Annotated in this window: 13 protein-coding genes; 8 read left to right on the forward strand and 5 right to left on the reverse strand. The window is 71.6% G+C overall.

What is annotated here, in order from left to right; all coding sequences use genetic code 11:
• Both PCA_RS17695 and PCA_RS17700 read left to right on the forward strand, forming a co-directional pair.
• Positions 1 to 279: hypothetical protein (locus PCA_RS17695; protein ID WP_255436891.1), on the forward strand; the 279-nt coding region annotated here is incomplete at its 5' end.
• A complete protein-coding gene (locus PCA_RS17700) occupies positions 261 to 1,421 on the forward strand; it encodes an ankyrin repeat domain-containing protein (RefSeq protein ID WP_255436892.1) in 1,161 nt (386 codons plus the stop codon). The genes PCA_RS17695 and PCA_RS17700, both read left to right, overlap by 19 nt.
• A 31-nt stretch (positions 1,422 to 1,452) precedes the next feature.
• On the opposite strand, the gene PCA_RS14615 is transcribed toward PCA_RS17700, so the two are convergent.
• Together PCA_RS14615 and PCA_RS14620 are read right to left on the reverse strand one after the other, a co-directional pair.
• Complete coding sequence (locus PCA_RS14615; protein WP_181303351.1) at positions 1,453 to 2,532, reverse strand: glycosyltransferase family 9 protein; 1,080 nt, start codon at positions 2,530 to 2,532, stop codon at positions 1,453 to 1,455.
• Positions 2,533 to 2,628: 96 nt separating this feature from the next.
• A complete protein-coding gene (locus tag PCA_RS14620) occupies positions 2,629 to 4,467 on the reverse strand; it encodes a monovalent cation:proton antiporter-2 (CPA2) family protein (protein ID WP_181303352.1) in 1,839 nt (612 codons plus the stop codon).
• A gap of 96 nt (positions 4,468 to 4,563) precedes the next feature.
• Between PCA_RS14620 and PCA_RS14625 the strand changes: the two genes are divergently transcribed.
• Both PCA_RS14625 and PCA_RS14630 read left to right on the forward strand, forming a co-directional pair.
• Complete coding sequence (locus tag PCA_RS14625) at positions 4,564 to 5,358, forward strand: glutaminyl-peptide cyclotransferase (RefSeq protein WP_181303353.1); 795 nt, start codon at positions 4,564 to 4,566, stop codon at positions 5,356 to 5,358.
• Between the two features lie 121 nt (positions 5,359 to 5,479).
• Entirely contained in the window at positions 5,480 to 5,860 is a 381-nt protein-coding gene (locus PCA_RS14630) for a tautomerase family protein (protein WP_181303354.1), read from the forward strand.
• A gap of 18 nt (positions 5,861 to 5,878) precedes the next feature.
• Here PCA_RS14630 and PCA_RS14635 read toward each other — a convergent pair whose 3' ends face one another.
• Positions 5,879 to 6,814, reverse strand: coding sequence for an alpha/beta hydrolase (locus tag PCA_RS14635; protein ID WP_181303355.1), 936 nt, complete (start codon positions 6,812 to 6,814; stop codon positions 5,879 to 5,881).
• A gap of 136 nt (positions 6,815 to 6,950) precedes the next feature.
• Complete coding sequence (gene hemB / locus PCA_RS14640; RefSeq protein WP_181303356.1) at positions 6,951 to 7,943, reverse strand: porphobilinogen synthase; 993 nt, start codon at positions 7,941 to 7,943, stop codon at positions 6,951 to 6,953.
• A 170-nt stretch (positions 7,944 to 8,113) separates the two neighbouring features.
• On the opposite strand from hemB, the gene PCA_RS14645 reads away from it, so the two are divergent.
• From PCA_RS14645 to PCA_RS14660, 4 genes are all read left to right on the forward strand, one after another.
• Positions 8,114 to 9,775 (forward strand): S53 family peptidase, encoded by a 1,662-nt coding sequence (locus PCA_RS14645; protein WP_181303357.1) that lies wholly within the window; start codon positions 8,114 to 8,116, stop codon positions 9,773 to 9,775.
• Positions 9,776 to 9,873: 98 nt separating this feature from the next.
• A complete protein-coding gene (gene glk / locus PCA_RS14650) occupies positions 9,874 to 10,887 on the forward strand; it encodes a glucokinase (protein ID WP_181303358.1) in 1,014 nt (337 codons plus the stop codon).
• A gap of 61 nt (positions 10,888 to 10,948) precedes the next feature.
• Positions 10,949 to 11,632, forward strand: a complete 684-nt coding sequence (locus tag PCA_RS14655) for an HAD family hydrolase (RefSeq protein ID WP_181303359.1) — start codon at positions 10,949 to 10,951, stop codon at positions 11,630 to 11,632.
• Positions 11,633 to 11,685: 53 nt separating this feature from the next.
• Positions 11,686 to 13,452 carry a glucan ABC transporter ATP-binding protein/ permease gene (locus PCA_RS14660; RefSeq protein WP_181303360.1) on the forward strand — a complete coding sequence of 589 codons (1,767 nt, stop codon included), beginning with the start codon at positions 11,686 to 11,688 and terminating at the stop codon, positions 13,450 to 13,452.
• Here PCA_RS14660 and PCA_RS14665 read toward each other — a convergent pair.
• Entirely contained in the window at positions 13,449 to 16,463 is a 3,015-nt protein-coding gene (locus PCA_RS14665) for a DEAD/DEAH box helicase (RefSeq protein ID WP_181303361.1), read from the reverse strand. The two genes, PCA_RS14660 and PCA_RS14665, sit on opposite strands and share 4 nt — an antisense overlap.
• Positions 16,464 to 16,524 lie beyond the last annotated feature (61 nt).

The raw sequence follows: 16,524 nt of genomic DNA on the forward strand, positions 1-16,524 counted from the left end.
GCGCGACGCTGGCTGCTTGATCACGGCCTGGACGCCGAGGCGCGCCTCGCCGCGCAACAGCCGGACGACGAGCACGGCGCGGAGCTGGCCGACGCGGCCGCGGACGAACCGGCCGCCGCACCCGCGCTGCCGCCGCTGGGGCGGCGCCTGTTCGACGCGCTGCTGCTGCAGCTGCCCGCCTCCACCGAGGCGGTGGAAGACCTGCTGCTCGCCGGCGTGGCGCCGATCCGTTCGGCCCAGACGCGCGCGCGCGCACGCCGTTGCAACTGGCCGCGGTGAACGGCCACGGCGCATTGCTGCAAGCCCTGCTGGCGCGCGGCTGCGATCCCAACAGCCGGGACCGCGAGGGCCGCACGCCGCTGTTCAACGCGCTGGAGCACGGCGAAGCCGCGCTGCCGCTGGTGCGCGCGCTGATCGCCCACGGCGCCGACGCGGAAGCGACCGACGCCAACGGCGAGACGCCGCTGGGCCTGGCGCTGGAACACCCGGCGATCGAACGCTGGCTGGACTGGGGCCATTGGCCGCGCCCGCTGCGCCCCTTGCGCGCGGGCGACCTGCCCGCCGCGGCGCAGGCCGGCGCGCTGGTCGCGGTGCAGCGGCTGCTGGAACTGGGCTTTCCGGTCGACACCGTGGACAGCCACGGCGCCAGCGCGCTGCTGCACGCCGGCGGCGCGGGCCACGGCGAGATCGCCGCCAGCCTGCTGGACGCCGGCGCCGATCCCGCGCTGGCCGCGGCGAACGGCATCACCCCGCTGGCCGCGGCGGTGGCCGGCGGCCGCGAGGGCACGGCGGCGCTGCTGCTGGAGCGCAAGGCCGAGGTCGACCAGCGCCTGCCGAACCAGAGCACCGCGCTGATGGTGGCCGCCGCGACCGGGCGCCCCGAACTGGCCGAGGCGCTGCTCGCCGCCGGCGCGGACGTCAACGCCGTGGACACGCGCGGCCACAGCGCGCTGCATGCCGCCGCGCAATACGGCTTCGAGCACACCGACAGCCTGCGCGCGCGGCGCCTGCTCGACGTGCTGCTGAAGCACGGCGCCACCGTCAACCACGCCGACAGCGAGGGCAAGACCGCCCTGCTGTTGCTGCTGGGCGCCCAGGCGCGCCCCGGCAGCGCCTGCGACGCCACCCATCTGGGCGCGCTCGCCCCGGTGCTGCTGGAAGCCGGCGCCGACGTGGCGCACGCGGACCAGCGCGGCGTCACCGCCTTGCACGCCTGCGCGATGCACGCCCTGCTGTCGCCGGCCCGGGTGCTGCTGTCGCGCGGCGCGGATCGGGCCGCCGTCGATGCGTTCGGCCGCACGGCGGCCGACGTGGCGCGCCAGCTGGGCTACGTGGACATCGCCCACGAACTGGCCGTGCGCAGCAGCGCGATCCCCAGCGTGCGGCAGACGCTGCGCCAGCCGGCCCAGCCGGCGGAATGAGCGTCCGGGCCCGCGCGGCCCGGGCCGTCCCTCAGGCCACCTCGGCCTGCCGGTGCGCATGCCGCAGCGACGGCAGGCCGCGCCAGGCATCGGCGACCTGCTCCACGCCGAGTTCGTCCACGCGCGCAGCGTGCGGCGGACCGCCGAGCACCGTCACCCAGCCACCCGGCGCGGCGCGCGGCGCCCAGTGCGCGGGCGATGCCGCGCCGAACATCACCACCAGCGGACAGCCCATCGCGGCGGCGAGGTGGGCCGGCCCGGTGTCCACCGAGACCATGCTGTGCGCGCAGGCCAGCAGCGCCTTGAGCCGTCCCAGCGGCAGGTCATCGGCCACCGATACCACGGACTCACTCGCCGCGATGGCGCGGATGCCTTCCAGGTAGTCGGCCTCGCGCGGGCTGCCGCACAACAGCACGCGCGCCGAGGGCAGCGTCTCCAGGATCGTCCACGCCAGCGCCGCCCAATGCTGCAGCGGCCACGCCTTGTCGTCGTCCGCGATCGCGCGCACGCCGTTCCAGCGCAGCGTGCGCTTGTTCGCGGGCTGCAGCAGCACCAGCGGCCGGTCGTGCAGCCCGCGCGCCTGCAGCCAGCGCGCGCATTCCGCCCGCGCCACCACATCGACCTGCAACTGCGGAGCTGCGCCGGGATCGACGGCCAGCGCATCGCAGCGCCCGCGGAACGCGGGCGGCGTGCAATCGCCGAAACGCAGCAGGTGGTCGACCCAGTGCTCGCGTTCGCGCAGCGGCGTGTCCAGCAGCCAGGCGCGATGCGCCGCCGGCACGCCGGCCAGGCCCAGCGCGCGCCGTATCCGCAGCAGCGCACGCGGCTGCGGTTCGCAGATGTACACCGGTGCGTTGCGGCGCTCGTGCAGCCAGCCGATCGCGCGCCAGTGCTCGCGGCTGACCAGCAGCGGACGGCGCGGCGCCCGCAGCGCGAACACGTCGGCCACCTCGGGCTGGTCCGCATAAAGCCCGGTGGGCCACGCGCCTATTGCCAGCAGGTCGCAGGGCTGGCCGTAGCGCTGCTGCAACTTGTGCAGCAGGGGTTGCAGCAGCACGGTATCGCCGAGGCGGCCGTAGCGGATGACGAGCGGGCACGGAGAGGCAGGCATGCCCGGTCGAACGCCGCATGCCGGGCCTCCGTTGACGGCAGGAACTTGCGGCGCAAGAGCTTGTATCGAAACGTAAAATCAGCCGCCGCGCCGCGCTCAATCGGTGCTGGTCAGCGGCGTGTCCGGATCGCGTTCGCGCGCCTGCCGCGCGGCGGGTTCGGCATCCGCCTCGAACAGTTTTTCCAGCTCCGCCACCGCCTCGCGGGTGGTCTGCACCAGCTTGGCCTCGTCGTCGTAGACGAGGTATTGCGTCTTGATCAATTCGGAGTCCTGGCGACGGAAACGCTCCACGCGATCCATCGCGCGCTCCGGCGTCATGCCCAGCGCGATCAGCGCCTGCTTGCTCATCTTCAGGCTGGAGTACAGCGTCTCGCGGATCGGCTCCTCGATGCCCAGGTCCATCAGGCGCCACACGTGCTGGCGGTTGCGCGCGCGCGCCACGATCTTCAGGTGCGGATACATGCGCCGCACCACGCGCGCCACGTGCAGGCTGGATTCCGGATCGTCGCTGGCCAGCACGAACACCTCGGCCTTGTCCGCCTGCGCCGCGCGCAGCAGCTCCGGCCGCGCCGGATCGCCGTAGAAGATGTCGCTCCAGCGGCCGAAGCGGCGCACCAGGTCCACCTGCTCGACCGAATGGTCCAGCGCCACGAACGGCACGCCTTCGGCGCGCAGGATGCGCGACACGATCTGCCCCATGCGGCCGTAGCCGGCGATGATCACCCGCGGCGAATGCGCCACGATGGTGTCGAAGTCCCGCGCCGGCTTGCGCACCTTGTGCGCGCCCAGCAGCTTCGCCAGCGCGGACACCAGCAGCGGGGTCAGCGCCATCGACAGCGTGATCGCCAGCACCAGCAGGTTGTGCTGCTCCGCGCTGATCAGCTTGCGCTCGTCGGCGAGCTTGAGCACCACGAACGCGAACTCGCCGCCGCAGGCCAGCAGCACCGCGAGGCGCAGCGCGTCGCCGGGCTCCAGCGCGCCCACGATGCGCCCCAGCGGCCACAGCAGCGCGCCTTTCAGCAGCAGCAGCGCGGCCACGATCCCGAACACCAGCAGGGGTTGGTGCAGCAGCAGCGAGATGTCCATCGACATGCCCACGCTGATGAAGAACAGGCCCAGCAGCAGGCCCTTGAACGGTTCGATGTTGGATTCCAGCTCGTGGCGGTATTCCGAATCGGCCAGCAGCACGCCGGCGAGGAAGGCGCCCAGCGTCACCGACACGCCGGCCACTTCCATCAGCAGCGCCACGCCCATCACCACCAGCAGCGCGGTGGCGGTGGACACCTCGACCGCGTCCGCCTTCGCCACGAAGCGGAACACCGGCCGCAACAGGTAGCGGCCGCCCACGATCACGGCCACGATCACGCCCACCGTGCGCAGCGCGCCGACGAGATCGAAGCCGTGGGTGTCCGCGCCGCTGGCCAGCAGCGGCACCGCGGCGATCAGCGGAATCGCCGCCAGGTCCTGGAACAGCAGGATCGCGAACGCCTGCCGTCCGTAGGCGGTCCCGGCCTCCTTGCGCTCGCCCAGTATCTGCAGGCCGAACGCGGTGGAGGACAGCGCCAGGCTGCCGCCCACGATCATCGCCGCGCCGGGCAGCATGCCCAGCAGCTGCCACGCGATCACGCCGATCACCGCACTGGTGGCGAGCACCTGCAGCAGGCCGGTGCCGAACACCTGTCGCCGCATCACCCACAGGCGCTGCGGCGACAGCTCCAGGCCGATCACGAACAGCATCAGCACCACGCCGAACTCGGAGATCGTGGCGATGCCCCCGGTGTCGCTCACCAGGCGCAGCGCCTGCGGCCCTATCGCCATGCCGGCCAGGAGATACCCGAGTACCGAACCGAGCCGGAACCGCTTGGTCAGAGGCACCGCGATCACCGTGGCCAGCAGGAACACCACGGCGACCTGCAGGAAATGATGGCTGTCCACGCGCACTCCGGTTCGATCGCGAGGCCCGATTATTCCACGCGGCCATGTTCAGGAGAGGTGGTGCCGCCCGGCGCCGCCGCATGGGATCATGCCGGCATGAAGATTTTCGTCGCCCTCGCCGCGCTCGCCCTCGCGCTGGTCGCCCCGCTGCATGCGCAGGACGGCATCCCGGTCTACGGCTACCGCGTGGTGCACAGCTACCCGCACGATCCCAGGGCCTATACCGAAGGCCTGCTCTATCTGGACGGCCGCCTCTACGAGAGCACCGGCCAGGTCGGCAGCTCCAGCGTGCGCAAGGTGGACCTCGCGACCGGCAAGGTGCTGCAGCAGTCGCCCACGCCCTGGCCGGCCTACGGCGAAGGCATCGCGGTGTGGAAGGACCGGCTGATCCAGCTCAGCTGGCAGGACCACGTGGGTTTCGTCTACGACCTCGCCACGCTGAAGCCGCAGGCGCGCTTCGCCTATCCCGGCGAAGGCTGGGCGCTCACCAGCGACGGCGAGCGGCTCTACATGAGCGACGGCACGCCGGTGATCCGCATCCTCGATCCCGACACGCTCAAGCAGACCGGCCGGATCGACGTGACGGCAGACGGCCAGCCGCTGCAGAACATCAACGAGCTGGAATGGGTGAAGGGCGAAATCTTCGCCAACGTATGGCTCACCACGCGCATCGCGCGCATCGACCCGGCCAGCGGCAAGGTGGTCGGCTGGATCGAGCTGGCCGGGCTGGGGCCGAAGCCGGAGCAGCTGGCCGATCCGACCAACGACGTGCTGAACGGCATCGCCTGGGACGCGAAGCACGACCGCCTGTTCGTCACCGGCAAGTGCTGGCCGCGGCTGTACGAGATCAAGCTCACCGCGCCCAGCACTAGGTCCGCGCGGCGGCGGTGATCAGCCGGCGCGGATGCGCCGCATCGCGCTGGCGCGGGGCGACAGGTTAACCCGTTCGGCGCCTGGCCGGAACGGAAGCGGCCACCGGCCGCAGCGCGATCCGCATTCAAAGGAGCATCCCATGCCACTCGTCCGCATCTCCCTGCGCCGCGGCAAGTCCGCCGCCCACCTCGCCGCCCTGCGCAACGGCATCTACGCCGCCATGCGCGACACGTTCGACGTGCCGGAGCGCGACCGCTTCATCCTCATCCACCAGCACGAGGCGGAGGAGTTCGACTGCGATCCGGACTATCTGGGCATCGCGCGCAGCAGCGACCTGGTGATCGTGCAGATCGCCTGCAACGACACGCGCACGCTGGAGCAGAAGCAGGCGCTCTACCAGCGCGTCGTCGAGAATCTTGCAGCCGATCCCGGCCTGCGGCCCGAAGACGTGTTCATCAACCTGCTGGAAACGGCGAAGCAGAACTGGTCGTTCGGCAACGGCATCGCGCAGTACGCGTGAACGTGGCGCGGCGCCGGCTCAGTGGGGCAGCACGCCCAGGCCGCGCATCCACTCGTCGGCCAGGTCGGTCCAGCGGGTGATGGGCTTGTCGGTGCGGCGCACGCCGAACGCATGGCCGCCGTGCGCATAGAGGTGCATCTCCGTGGGCACGCCGGCCTGCTTCAATCCGGCGAAATAGACCAGCGCCTGCTGCACGCCGTCCACGTCGTCGTCCTCGGCCTGCACGATGAAGGTGGGCGGCGTGTCGCTGGTGACCGGCACGTTGGGATTCAGCTTGCCGTTCTCCAGCGCGAGATGCCCCGGGTAGATCGCCATGGCGAAATCCGGGCGCACGCTTTCCTTGTCGGCCGCGTCCACCGGCTTGTACAGGCGCTTGAAGTGCGTGCTGATCTCCGCCACGAGGAAACCGCCGGCGGAGAAGCCGACCACGCCGACCTTGTGCGGATCGACATGCCATTCGGCGGCGCGGGAACGTACCAGCCCCATCGTGCGCTGCACGTCTTCCAGCGCCATCGTCGGCACCTGGTAGTTGTGCGGGCGGCTGTTGGTACGCCAGTCGTAGGGCGCACCCGGCACGCGGTACTTCAGCAGCACGCAGGTGATGCCGCGCGAAGTCAGCCAGTCGCAGATCTCGGTGCCTTCGAGGTCGATGGCCAGGATCTCGAAGCCGCCGCCAGGAATCACCACCACCGCGGCACCGGTGTTCTTCCCCTGCGGCGGATACACCGTCATGGTGGGCCGCGACACGTTGCTGATCGCGGTCACGTGCTTGCCGGCGAGCAGGTCGGGGCTGGTCTTCACCGTCTCCGGCCCCGGCATCGCCCGCATGTCGGGCGGCGTGCCTGGCCACAGCGGGATCTGCGCGTGGCCGGCGGCGGGCTGCCAGACCTCGGCCCCGGCCGGCAGGCTGGCGCAGGCGAACAACAGGCACAGCGGCATCAGCCAGGTTTTCATGCTGCTCCCTCGCCGCGGCGCCGGGCCGGGGCTGGATGGTAGTGGCGGCATTCGGACGAATGCCGCCACCATCATGCAGCGCATTGCGGACGCGGGGCGGCCGCCGGCATGGATTTTTCCGGGCAGGCCGCGCCGGCTATTCCCCGCGCAGCCAGCGCGCCGCATCCACCGCGTAGTAGGTGAGGATCGCGTCCGCGCCCGCGCGCTTGAACGCAGTGAGCGTTTCCAGCACCACCGCCTTCTCGTCCAGCCAGCCGTTCTGCGCAGCGGCCTTGAGCATCGCGTACTCGCCGGACACCTGGTACACGAAGGTGGGCATGCCGAAGGCGTCCTTCACCCGGCGCAGCACGTCGAGGTAGGGCAGGCCGGGCTTCACCATCACGGCGTCGGCGCCTTCGGCGATGTCCAGCTCCACTTCGCGCAGCGCCTCGTCGGAGTTGCCCACGTCCATCTGGTAGGTGTGCTTGTTGCCCTTGCCGAGGTTCGCCGCGGAGCCCACCGCGTCGCGGAACGGGCCGTAGAAGCTGGACGCGTATTTCGCCGAGTAGGCGAGGATGCGGGTGTGGATGTGGCCGGCTTCCTCCAGCGCGTCGCGGATCGCGCCGATGCGGCCGTCCATCATGTCCGAGGGCGCGACGAAATCCATGCCGGCCGCAGCCTGCGCCAGCGACATCTTCACCAGCGCCGCCACGGTGGGCTCGTTCATCACGTAGCCGTCGGCGTCGATCAGGCCGTCCTGGCCGTGCGTGGTGTAGGGATCGAGCGCCACGTCGCCGATCAGGCCCAGCTCCGGATGGGCCGCCTTCAGCGCCCGCGTGGCGCGATGCATCAGGTTGTCGGGGTTCCACGCCTCGCGCGCGTCCTCGCTCTTCACGCCCTGCCCCGGCGAGGGGAACAGCGCCAGCGCGGGGATGCCCAGGCGCATGCATTCGCCGGCCAGCTTCAGCAGCTCGTCGATCGAGAGCCGGTCCACGCCCGGCATCGACGGCACCGGCTCGCGCTGCCCTTCGCCCTCGATCACGAAGGCCACCATGATGAGGTCGGACGGCAGCAGGGTGTGCTCGCGCATCAGCGCGCGGGAGAAGGCGTCGCGACGCATGCGGCGCGGACGGACGGCGGGGAAGTTCATGGGGTGGTCTCGCAGGTACAGACGCGCATCTTAGCGCCGCGCACGGCCCGGCACGGCCGGCGCGGGCGGTTTGCCGCAGCGCCGCATGCCGCAACGAAACCGCTACATGGAACACACGCCACGCATACGGCGTTCAGTACAGGCTCGCGACACCCCCGCGAGGCTCCGCCATGAAAACTCTTGCGAATCGCGTCCTCCATGCCGGCCACCCGCTTCCGGCCGGGGCACGCTACCTGGGCCCGCACACCAGCCGCAGCCCGATCGGCGTCACCGTGGTGCTGCGCCGCATGGGCGCGCAGCCGCCACCCGCGCCGGCGGCCTGGCCGCATCCCCCGCGCTGGCCGCGCGGCGAGTTCGGCGCGCACTGCGGCGCCGATCCGGCAGACATCGACTGCGTGCGCAACTACGCCACCTCGCACGGTCTGGTGGAAACCGGCTGCGAACCGCATCGGCGCGTGCTGCACTTCAAGGGGTCCGTGGACGCGCTGCAGCGCGCATTCGGCGTGCAGCTGGGGCGCTACCGGCTGCCCGGCCAGCGCAGCTACGTGGTGGGTTGCGAACACGCCCCCGCGCTGCCGGCGGACGTGGCGCCGTCGGTGCTCGCCGTGCTGGGGCTGGATCGCCGCCCGGTGGCGAAGCCGCACTTCCGCAAGGCGCTGGCGGCACCGCACCAGACCTATACCCCGCCCGGGATCGGACAGCTTTACAACTTCCCCGCCAACACCGACGGCAGCGGCCAGTGCGTGGCGCTGATCGAGCTGGGCGGCGGCTTCAGCCAGGCCGACCTCACCACGTACTTCAACGGGCTGGGCATCGCCACGCCGCCCACGGTGACGGCGGTGTCGGTGGCCGGCGGCAAGAACGCGCCCGGCGGCGCAGCCGACGCGGAGGTGATGCTGGACATCGAGATGGTGGGCGGCCTCGCGCCCGGGGCGGCAATCGCGGTGTACTTCGCGCCGAATACCGACCAGGGCTTCTACGAGGCGATCTCGCAGGCCGCGCACGATGCGCAGCTCAAGCCCTCGGTGATCTCGATCAGCTGGGGCGGCCCGGAGGACAGCTGGAGCGCGTCCTCGCTCGCCGCGATGCAGAGCGCGCTGGCGGACGCCGCCGCGATGGGCGTCACGGTGACCGCCGCGTCCGGCGACAGCGGCTCCGGCGACGGCGAAACCGACGGCCAGCCGCACGTGGACTTCCCCGCCTCCAGCCCCTATGCGCTGGGTTGCGGCGGCACCACGCTGACCGCCAGCGCCGGCACGATCAGCAGCGAAGTGGTGTGGAACGACACCGCCAGCAACAACGGCGCCACCGGCGGCGGCGTCAGCATCGACTACGCGCTGCCCACCTGGCAGCAGGGCAGCAAGGTGCCGCAGGCGCCCGGCGGCTACGCGGGGCGTGGCGTGCCCGACGTGGCTGGCAACGCCGATCCGCTCACCGGCTACCAGGTGCGCGTGGACGGCCAGGACGAGGTGATCGGCGGCACCAGCGCGGTGGCGCCGCTGTGGGCCGCGCTGCTGGCGCGCTGCAACCAGGCGCTGGGCCGCGCCGTGGGCGACGTGCATGCCGCGCTGTACCAGGTCGGCACGACGGCGTTCCGCGACATCACCCAGGGCAACAACGGCGCCTACAACGCAAGCACGGGCTGGGATGCCTGCACCGGGCTTGGCAGTCCAGACGGCCAGATGCTGCTGACCGCGCTCACCGCGCAGAACCCGCCCGTCACGGGCTCGCCCGCTCCGACGCCCGCGCCTGCCCCGACGCCCGCTCCGGCGCCTGCACCCGCGCCACCGCCCAAACCGGGCAGGCATCACCGCAAGCACAAGCACGGCTGAGCGGATGTTTCCGCACCATACGTATGCAGATAGTGGACGCGCACCGGCCTGACAAGGCACGCTTGTCCTTTGTGCCACGTCACAGGGTTCCTCCCCCGATGCCCCACGGAAACGCCTCCACCCTGCTTGCCGATCTGGGCGGCACCAATGTGCGCTTCGCACTGGCCGGCCCGGATGCCACCTCGCCCCTGGTCATGGACAGCATCCGGCGTTACCGGGTGAAGGAATTTCCCTCGCTGGCCGATGCCGCGCGGCAGTACTTCGCCGACACCGGCCGCAGCGCGTCGCAGGCGGTGATCGCCGCGGCGGGCCGCATCGCCGGCGGCGAGACGGTGAAGGTCACCAACAACCCGTGGGCGATCGTGGCGCATGCGCTGCAGGCCGAACTGGGCATGCGCGCGGTGCACCTGGTGAACGACTTCGCCGCGCAAAGCATGGCGGTGCCGCTGCTGGCCGCCGACAGCCTGCTGCCGGTGGGCGCGCTGTCCGCGCCGAAACTGGACGGCACGCAGCCGCAGACCTTCGTGGTGATGGGCCCGGGCACCGGCCTGGGCGTGGCCGGCCTGCTGTGGCGCGACCAGAAGTGGATCGTGCTGGAAAGCGAAGGCGGCCACGCCGGCTTCGCCGCGCACACCACCGAGGACGTGGAGATCCTGCACCGGCTCAACGCGCGCTTCGGCCGCGTCTCCAACGAGCGCATGATCTGCGGCAACGGCCTGGTCAACCTCTACCTCGCGCTGGCCGACATCGCCGGCCAGCCGGCCGAGGAATACACGCCCGAAGACATCACCGCGCGCGCCGAGGACGGCAGCGACCCGCTGTGCGTGCGCACGGTGGAAACGCTGGCCGGCATCTTCGGCAGCGTGGCCGGCGACCTGGTGCTGAGCCTGGGCGGCTGGGACGGCGTCTACCTCACCGGCGGCGTGCTGCCCTTCCTGCTGCCGTGGCTGCACCGCGGCGGTTTCCGCGAACGCTTCGAGGCCAAGGGCCGCTTCCGCGAAACGATGGAGCGCGTGCCCACGCTGGCCATCGTGCATCCCGAGCCGGGCCTGCTGGGCGCGGCGGCGATCGCCTTGAGCGCCGCCGGCCAGAGCCTGCAACTGCCGCACTGAAACTTCCCGCTCGCATCGCGCGCGACCGCACGCCCTGCCCCGTCCGTTGCAAGGAATCCCCATGTCCCGCCGCGACCACGCCTTCCTGTTCGACCTCGACGGCACCCTCGTCGACAGCGTCTACCAGCACGTGCTGGCGTGGAAGGAAGCGCTGGATGCCGAAGGCATCGACCTCTCCGTGTGGCGCATCCATCGCCGCATCGGCATGAGCGGCGGCCTGTTCACCCGCATGCTGCTGCGCGAGACCGGCCAGGACATCGGCGAGGAGCGCCGCATCCGGCTGTACGACGCCCATGCCGAGGCCTTCAACCGCCTGCACGCGCAGGGTGCGGTGAAGCCGCTGCCCGGCGCGCGCGAACTGCTGGACTACCTCACCGCCGAGGACATTCCCTGGGCGATCGCCACCAGCGGCCAGCTGCGCACCGCGATCCACAACCTCGAGGCGCTCGGCGTCGACCCGTCCAGGGTGCCGGTGGTGACCCGCGACCAGGTGCGCCACGCCAAGCCCGATCCCGACCTGTTCCTCGCCGCCGCCGAACGGCTGGGCGTGGACATCACCCGCGCCATGGTGGTGGGCGACAGCGTGTGGGACATGCTCGCCGCGCAGCGCGCCCGCGCGCTCGGCATCGGCGTGCTCTCCGGCGGCTATGGCGAGGACGAACTCGCCCGCGCCGGCGCGTTCCGCGTGTACGAGGATCCGGCGGACATGCTGAGGCGCATCGACGAGGTGGCGGCGCGCGGCTGAGTCCGCTGCGCGCCATCCGGGGACGCTGAACAGGCTTCAAGGAGAACCGGCCCGTGCCCATTCTGCGGCTGTACGTGCGCGTGCTCGCCATGCTCGCCCCGGAACGCAGGCTGGCGATCGCGCTGGCCATCGCCAACCTTGCGCTGGCCGGCGTGTACTTCCTCGAACCGCTGCTGTTCGGCAAGGTGGTGGATGCGCTCTCGTCGCCGCAGGCCGGCGCCGCGCCGCGACTGATCGCGCTGTGGGCGCTGGCCGGCTTCGGCGGCGTGACGGCGGCCGTGTGGACCTCGCTGCATGCCGATCGCCTCGCGCACCGGCGCCGGCTGGCCGCCATCGCGGCGTTCTTCGAGCACGCCGCCGCGCTGCCGCTGGCCTTCCACGGCGAGTACCACACCGGCCGCCTCGCGCGCATCATGAACAACGGCGTCAGCAACCTGTTCAACCTGTGGCTGAGCTTCTTCCGCGAGCACCTGGCCACCTTGCTGTCGATCATCGTGATGGTGCCGCTGGCGCTGTCGATGAACTGGAAGCTGGCGCTGCTGATGATCGCGCTGATGCTCAGCTTCGCGATCTCCAACGCGGTCACCGTGCGGCGCACGCACAAGGCGCAAGGCGAAGTCGAGGAGCTGCACAACGAGATCGCCACGCGCGCCGGCGACGTGTTCGGCAACGTCACCGTGGTGCAGAGCTTCACCCGGCTGCGCAACGAAGCCGCCGCGATGAAGGCCATGATGGCGCGCGTGCTGGCCGCGCAGTATCCCGTGCTGCGCGGCTGGGCGATCCTTTCGGTGCTGAACCGCGCGGCCAGCACGCTGACCATCGTGGCGATCTTCGCGCTCGGCGCCTCGCTGCACGCGCGCGGCGAGATCACGGTGGGCGGCATCGTCAGCTTCGTCGGCTTCGCGATCATGCTGATCGGCCGGCTCGAACAGTTCGCCAGCTTCCTCTCCAGCCTGTTCTTCCAGACGCAGTCGCTGCAGGACTTCTTCGCCGTGCTGGACGCGCGCCCGACGATCGTCGACGCGCCCGGCGCGACCGCGCTGCCGCGCGTGCGCGGCGAGGTGGTGTTCGACAAGGTGAGCTTCGGCTACGACCCGGTGCAGCCGGCGCTGCACGACCTCAGTTTCCGCGCGGCGCCGGGCGACACCATCGCCCTGGTCGGCCCCACCGGCGCGGGCAAGAGCACCGTGCTGAGCCTGCTGTATCGCGCCTACGACCCGTCCGGCGGCACGGTCGCCATCGACGGCCACGACATCCGCGGCGTCACGCTCGATTCGCTGCGGCAGAACATCGGCGTGGTGTTCCAGGACCCGGGCATGTTCTACCGCTCCATCCTCGACAACCTGCGCGTGGGCAAGCCGGACGCCGACCTTGCCGAGATCGAGAGGGCGGTCGCCGCGGCCGAGGCCGCCGCCTTCATCGCGCGCAAGCCGGAAGGACTGGAAACCCTGGTCGCCGAGCGCGGCCGCTCGCTTTCCGGCGGCGAGCGCCAGCGTCTCGCGATTGCCCGCGCGATGCTCAAGGACGCGCCGATACTGGTGCTGGACGAAGCCACCAGCGCGCTGGACAACGCCACCGAGGTGCGCATCCAGCGCGCGCTCGACACGCTCACCCGCGGCCGCACCACCTTCGTGATCGCGCACCGCCTGTCCACGGTGCGCAACGCGGACCTGATCCTGGTGCTGGAAAACGGGCGGCTGGTGGAACAAGGGCGCTTCGACGAACTGATCCGCCAGGGCGGCCTGTTCGCGCGGCTGGCCGAGGACGGCAAGTTCGCGCCGGACGCTGCAGAGGCCCGCAGCGCGGAAGCGGCCGACTAGCCCGGCGCCAGCAACGCGTCCAGATCGTCCTGGTCGAAGCTGAGCCGTTCGCGGCTGCCGCCGCCCTCGAGCACGGCTTCGGCGAGTTCGGCCTTGCGCGCCTTCAGTTCCTCGATGCGTTCCTCCACCGTGCCCGCGGTGATCAGGCGGAACACGAACACCGGCTTGTCCTGGCCGATGCGGTGCGCGCGGTCGCTGGCCTGCGCCTCGGCGGCGGGGTTCCACCACGGGTCGTAGTGGATCACGGTGTCGGCGGCGGTGAGGTTGAGGCCCACGCCGCCGGCCTTCAGCGAGAGCAGGAACAGCGGCACCTCGCCCTGCTGGAACTGCTGCACCGGCGTGGCGCGGTCGCGCGTTTCGCCGGTGAGGGTGACGTAGGGGATGCGACGACGGTCCAGCTCGTGTGCGATCAGCTTGAGCATGCCGGTGAACTGCGAGAACAGCAGCACCTTGCGGCCTTCGTCGAGCAGCGGCGGCAGCATGTCCATCAACAGTTCGAACTTGGCCGAGCCGTGCACGCCGCGTGCGGCCTCCAGCTTCACCAGGCGCGGATCGCAGCAGACCTGGCGCAGCTTGAGCAGCGCATCCAGCACCACGATGCCGGAATGCTGGATGCCGCGCTGGGCGATCACCTCGCGCAGTTCCTCGGCCAGCGACAGGCGCAGGCCTTCGTACAGTTCGCGCTGGCGGCCTTCGAGCACCACGCGGCGGGTGATCTCGGTCTTCGGCGGCAGCTCGGAAGCCACCTGCGCCTTGGTGCGGCGGAGGATGAAGGGCGCGAGCCGGCGGTTGAGGCGGGCCTGGCATTCCTCGTCGTGCTGGCGCTCGATCGGGATGCGGTAGTAGCGGCGGAACGCGCTCTCGTCGCCGAGCAGGCCGGGCACGGCGAGATCCACCTGCGACCACAGTTCGCCGAGGTGGTTTTCCAGCGGCGTGCCGGTGAGGCAGACGTGGCGGCGCGTGCGCAGGCTGAGCAGGGCGCGGCGCGCCTGGGTGCGCGGGTTCTTCACCTGCTGCGCCTCGTCCAGCACGGTGAGCGCGAACGGCTGCTTGCGCAGCGGCACCACGTCGCGCGGCAGCAGCGCGTAGCTGGTGAGCACGATGTCCTGCGCGCCGAGCTGGGCGAAGGCCTCGGCGCGCTGCGAGCCGTGCAGGGTGAGCACCTTGAGCGCGGGCGCGAAGCGCGCGATCTCGGCCTGCCAGTTCGGGATCAGGCTGGTCGGCACCACGATCAGCGCGGGCTGGTTGAGCGCGCCGTGTTCCTTCAGCGCCAGCAGGTGGGTGATGAGCTGCAGCGTCTTGCCCAGGCCCATGTCGTCGGCGAGCACGCCGCCCACGCCGGCCTCGGCCAGGGCGTTGAGCCAGCGCAGGCCTTCGCGCTGATAGGGGCGCAGTTCCACGGTGAGGCCGGCAGGGATCGCGTCGCTGGCGCGCTCGGCGGCGTCGCGCAGGCGCGCGGTGAAGCCGCGCAGCGCTTCCGGCGCTTCCAGCGCGCCGTCGCCCGGCAAGGCCTCGACCAGTTCTTCCAGCCGCCCCGCCTGCACGCGCGGCAGGTGGAGTTTCTTGCGCGGCTTTTCCAGGTATTCGGCAAGCGGCGCCAGCAGGCCGCGCAGCACCTTGAGGCGCACCGGCACGCGGCGGCGCTCGTCGACCGGCGCGTACCACACCGCGTCCTCGGGTTCGTTGGGCGCGGGGCTGAGGTTCAACTGGTGCTCGGCCAGCGCCTGCGCCACCGCGGGCAGCAGGTTGTGGCGCTTGCCTTCCAGCTCGATGCCGATCTCCAGGTCGAAGGCGTGGTCGTCGGCGTCCTCGGCGGCCTGGCCGTACCAGCGCACCGGGCCTTCCAGCACCTCGAACGGGAAGCTGGGCGCGTACTCCAGCGCGAAGCCCTCGGCTTCGAGCTTGGGGCGGAGCGCCAGCCAGCGCGCGGGCGTGTTCACTTCCAGCGCGCCGGCGTGGCCGGTGCCGGGGAACAGCCAGGCGTCGTCGGGCAGGGTGTCGGCCATGTCCCAGGGCAGGCCTTCGGTGTCGACCGCGGGCGTGAGCCCGGTGCGTTCGAGCTGCTCCATGGTGGCGAGTTCTTCGGCGCGGCGGCGCGCGATCTCCACCAGCTGGCCGTTGCGCACGCGGCGCACCAGCGGCTCGCCGCCGCGGCCGGGCAGGCGTTCGCCCGCGTAGTCGAAGGAGAGCCGCGCCCAGGCCAGCGGCGAGGTGCCAGCGGCGAGGCGCGCGTGGCGGGTCAGCGCATGCAGGGTCAGCACGGGCTTGGGCGCCAGCTCGGCGCGGTGCAGCGCGTCGAACACCTGCGGCGGCGGGATGCGCGCGGCCAGCCGGCTCGCGGGCAGCGTCTCGGCGAAACGGCGGCCGTAGTCGTGCTTCAGCGGGGGCAGGTCGAGCCAGGCCGTTTCCTCGGGCGCGGCTTCGAGATGGCCGAGCGTGGCGTGCTCGGCGTCGAGGTACCACAGCCCGTCGATGCGCAGCAGGCGCTGGCTGTGCGGCAGCAGGGGCAGCAGGCGCTGGCTGCCGTCCGATTCAAGCTGCCAGTGCCAGTTGAGCGGGTGCGCCTTGCCGCGCGACAGCCGCAGGCCGGCGAGGCCGCCGAGGAAGCACGGCGCGGTATCCAGCAGCTCGATCAGCAGGCTGTCGCCGACGTGGCCGCTCAGGCGCGCATAGCTGCGGCTCTTGCGCACGCTCTGCGGCAGGCCGAGCACGGTGGCGGCGAGACGCTGCTCGTGCGGCGGCAGCGGCGTCTGCACCAGGACCCGGCTGTCCAGCGGCACGGGGCGGGCGTAGCGGCCGTGCTCGATCACCGCCAGCAGCAGGGGCGCCACTTCGAGATGGGCCGAGGCGGCGCCCTCTTCCGGCACCACTTCCAGGAAGAAACCCAGCACGCCGGGTTCGTCGCCGCTGCTGGCACGCGGGCCGTCCAGCAGGCGCTGCCAGGCGGACGGCAGGCGTTCGTCGCGGCCGCCCGATGGCGTGGCCTGCTGTTTCCCGTCCGGCTGCGGCATGCGCATGCGCCTCTTGACGACGACCAAAACGCCGAGCTTAGCAGGCTCATGCGGGAGTTCG

The sequence above is a fragment of the Rhodanobacter sp. PCA2 genome, from assembly GCF_013620825.1.
GTDB lineage: Bacteria > Pseudomonadota > Gammaproteobacteria > Xanthomonadales > Rhodanobacteraceae > Rhodanobacter_A.

Coding starts and splice junctions, on each gene's coding strand:
- PCA_RS14615 (WP_181303351.1), bottom strand. CDS start 2,532: ATGCCTGCCTCTCCGTGCCCGCTCGTCATCCGCTACGGCCGCCTCGGC.
- PCA_RS14625 (WP_181303353.1), top strand. CDS start 4,564: ATGAAGATTTTCGTCGCCCTCGCCGCGCTCGCCCTCGCGCTGGTCGCC.
- PCA_RS14630 (WP_181303354.1), top strand. CDS start 5,480: ATGCCACTCGTCCGCATCTCCCTGCGCCGCGGCAAGTCCGCCGCCCAC.
- PCA_RS14635 (WP_181303355.1), bottom strand. CDS start 6,814: ATGAAAACCTGGCTGATGCCGCTGTGCCTGTTGTTCGCCTGCGCCAGC.
- hemB (WP_181303356.1), bottom strand. CDS start 7,943: ATGAACTTCCCCGCCGTCCGTCCGCGCCGCATGCGTCGCGACGCCTTC.
- PCA_RS14645 (WP_181303357.1), top strand. CDS start 8,114: ATGAAAACTCTTGCGAATCGCGTCCTCCATGCCGGCCACCCGCTTCCG.
- glk (WP_181303358.1), top strand. CDS start 9,874: ATGCCCCACGGAAACGCCTCCACCCTGCTTGCCGATCTGGGCGGCACC.
- PCA_RS14655 (WP_181303359.1), top strand. CDS start 10,949: ATGTCCCGCCGCGACCACGCCTTCCTGTTCGACCTCGACGGCACCCTC.
- PCA_RS14665 (WP_181303361.1), bottom strand. CDS start 16,463: ATGCCGCAGCCGGACGGGAAACAGCAGGCCACGCCATCGGGCGGCCGC.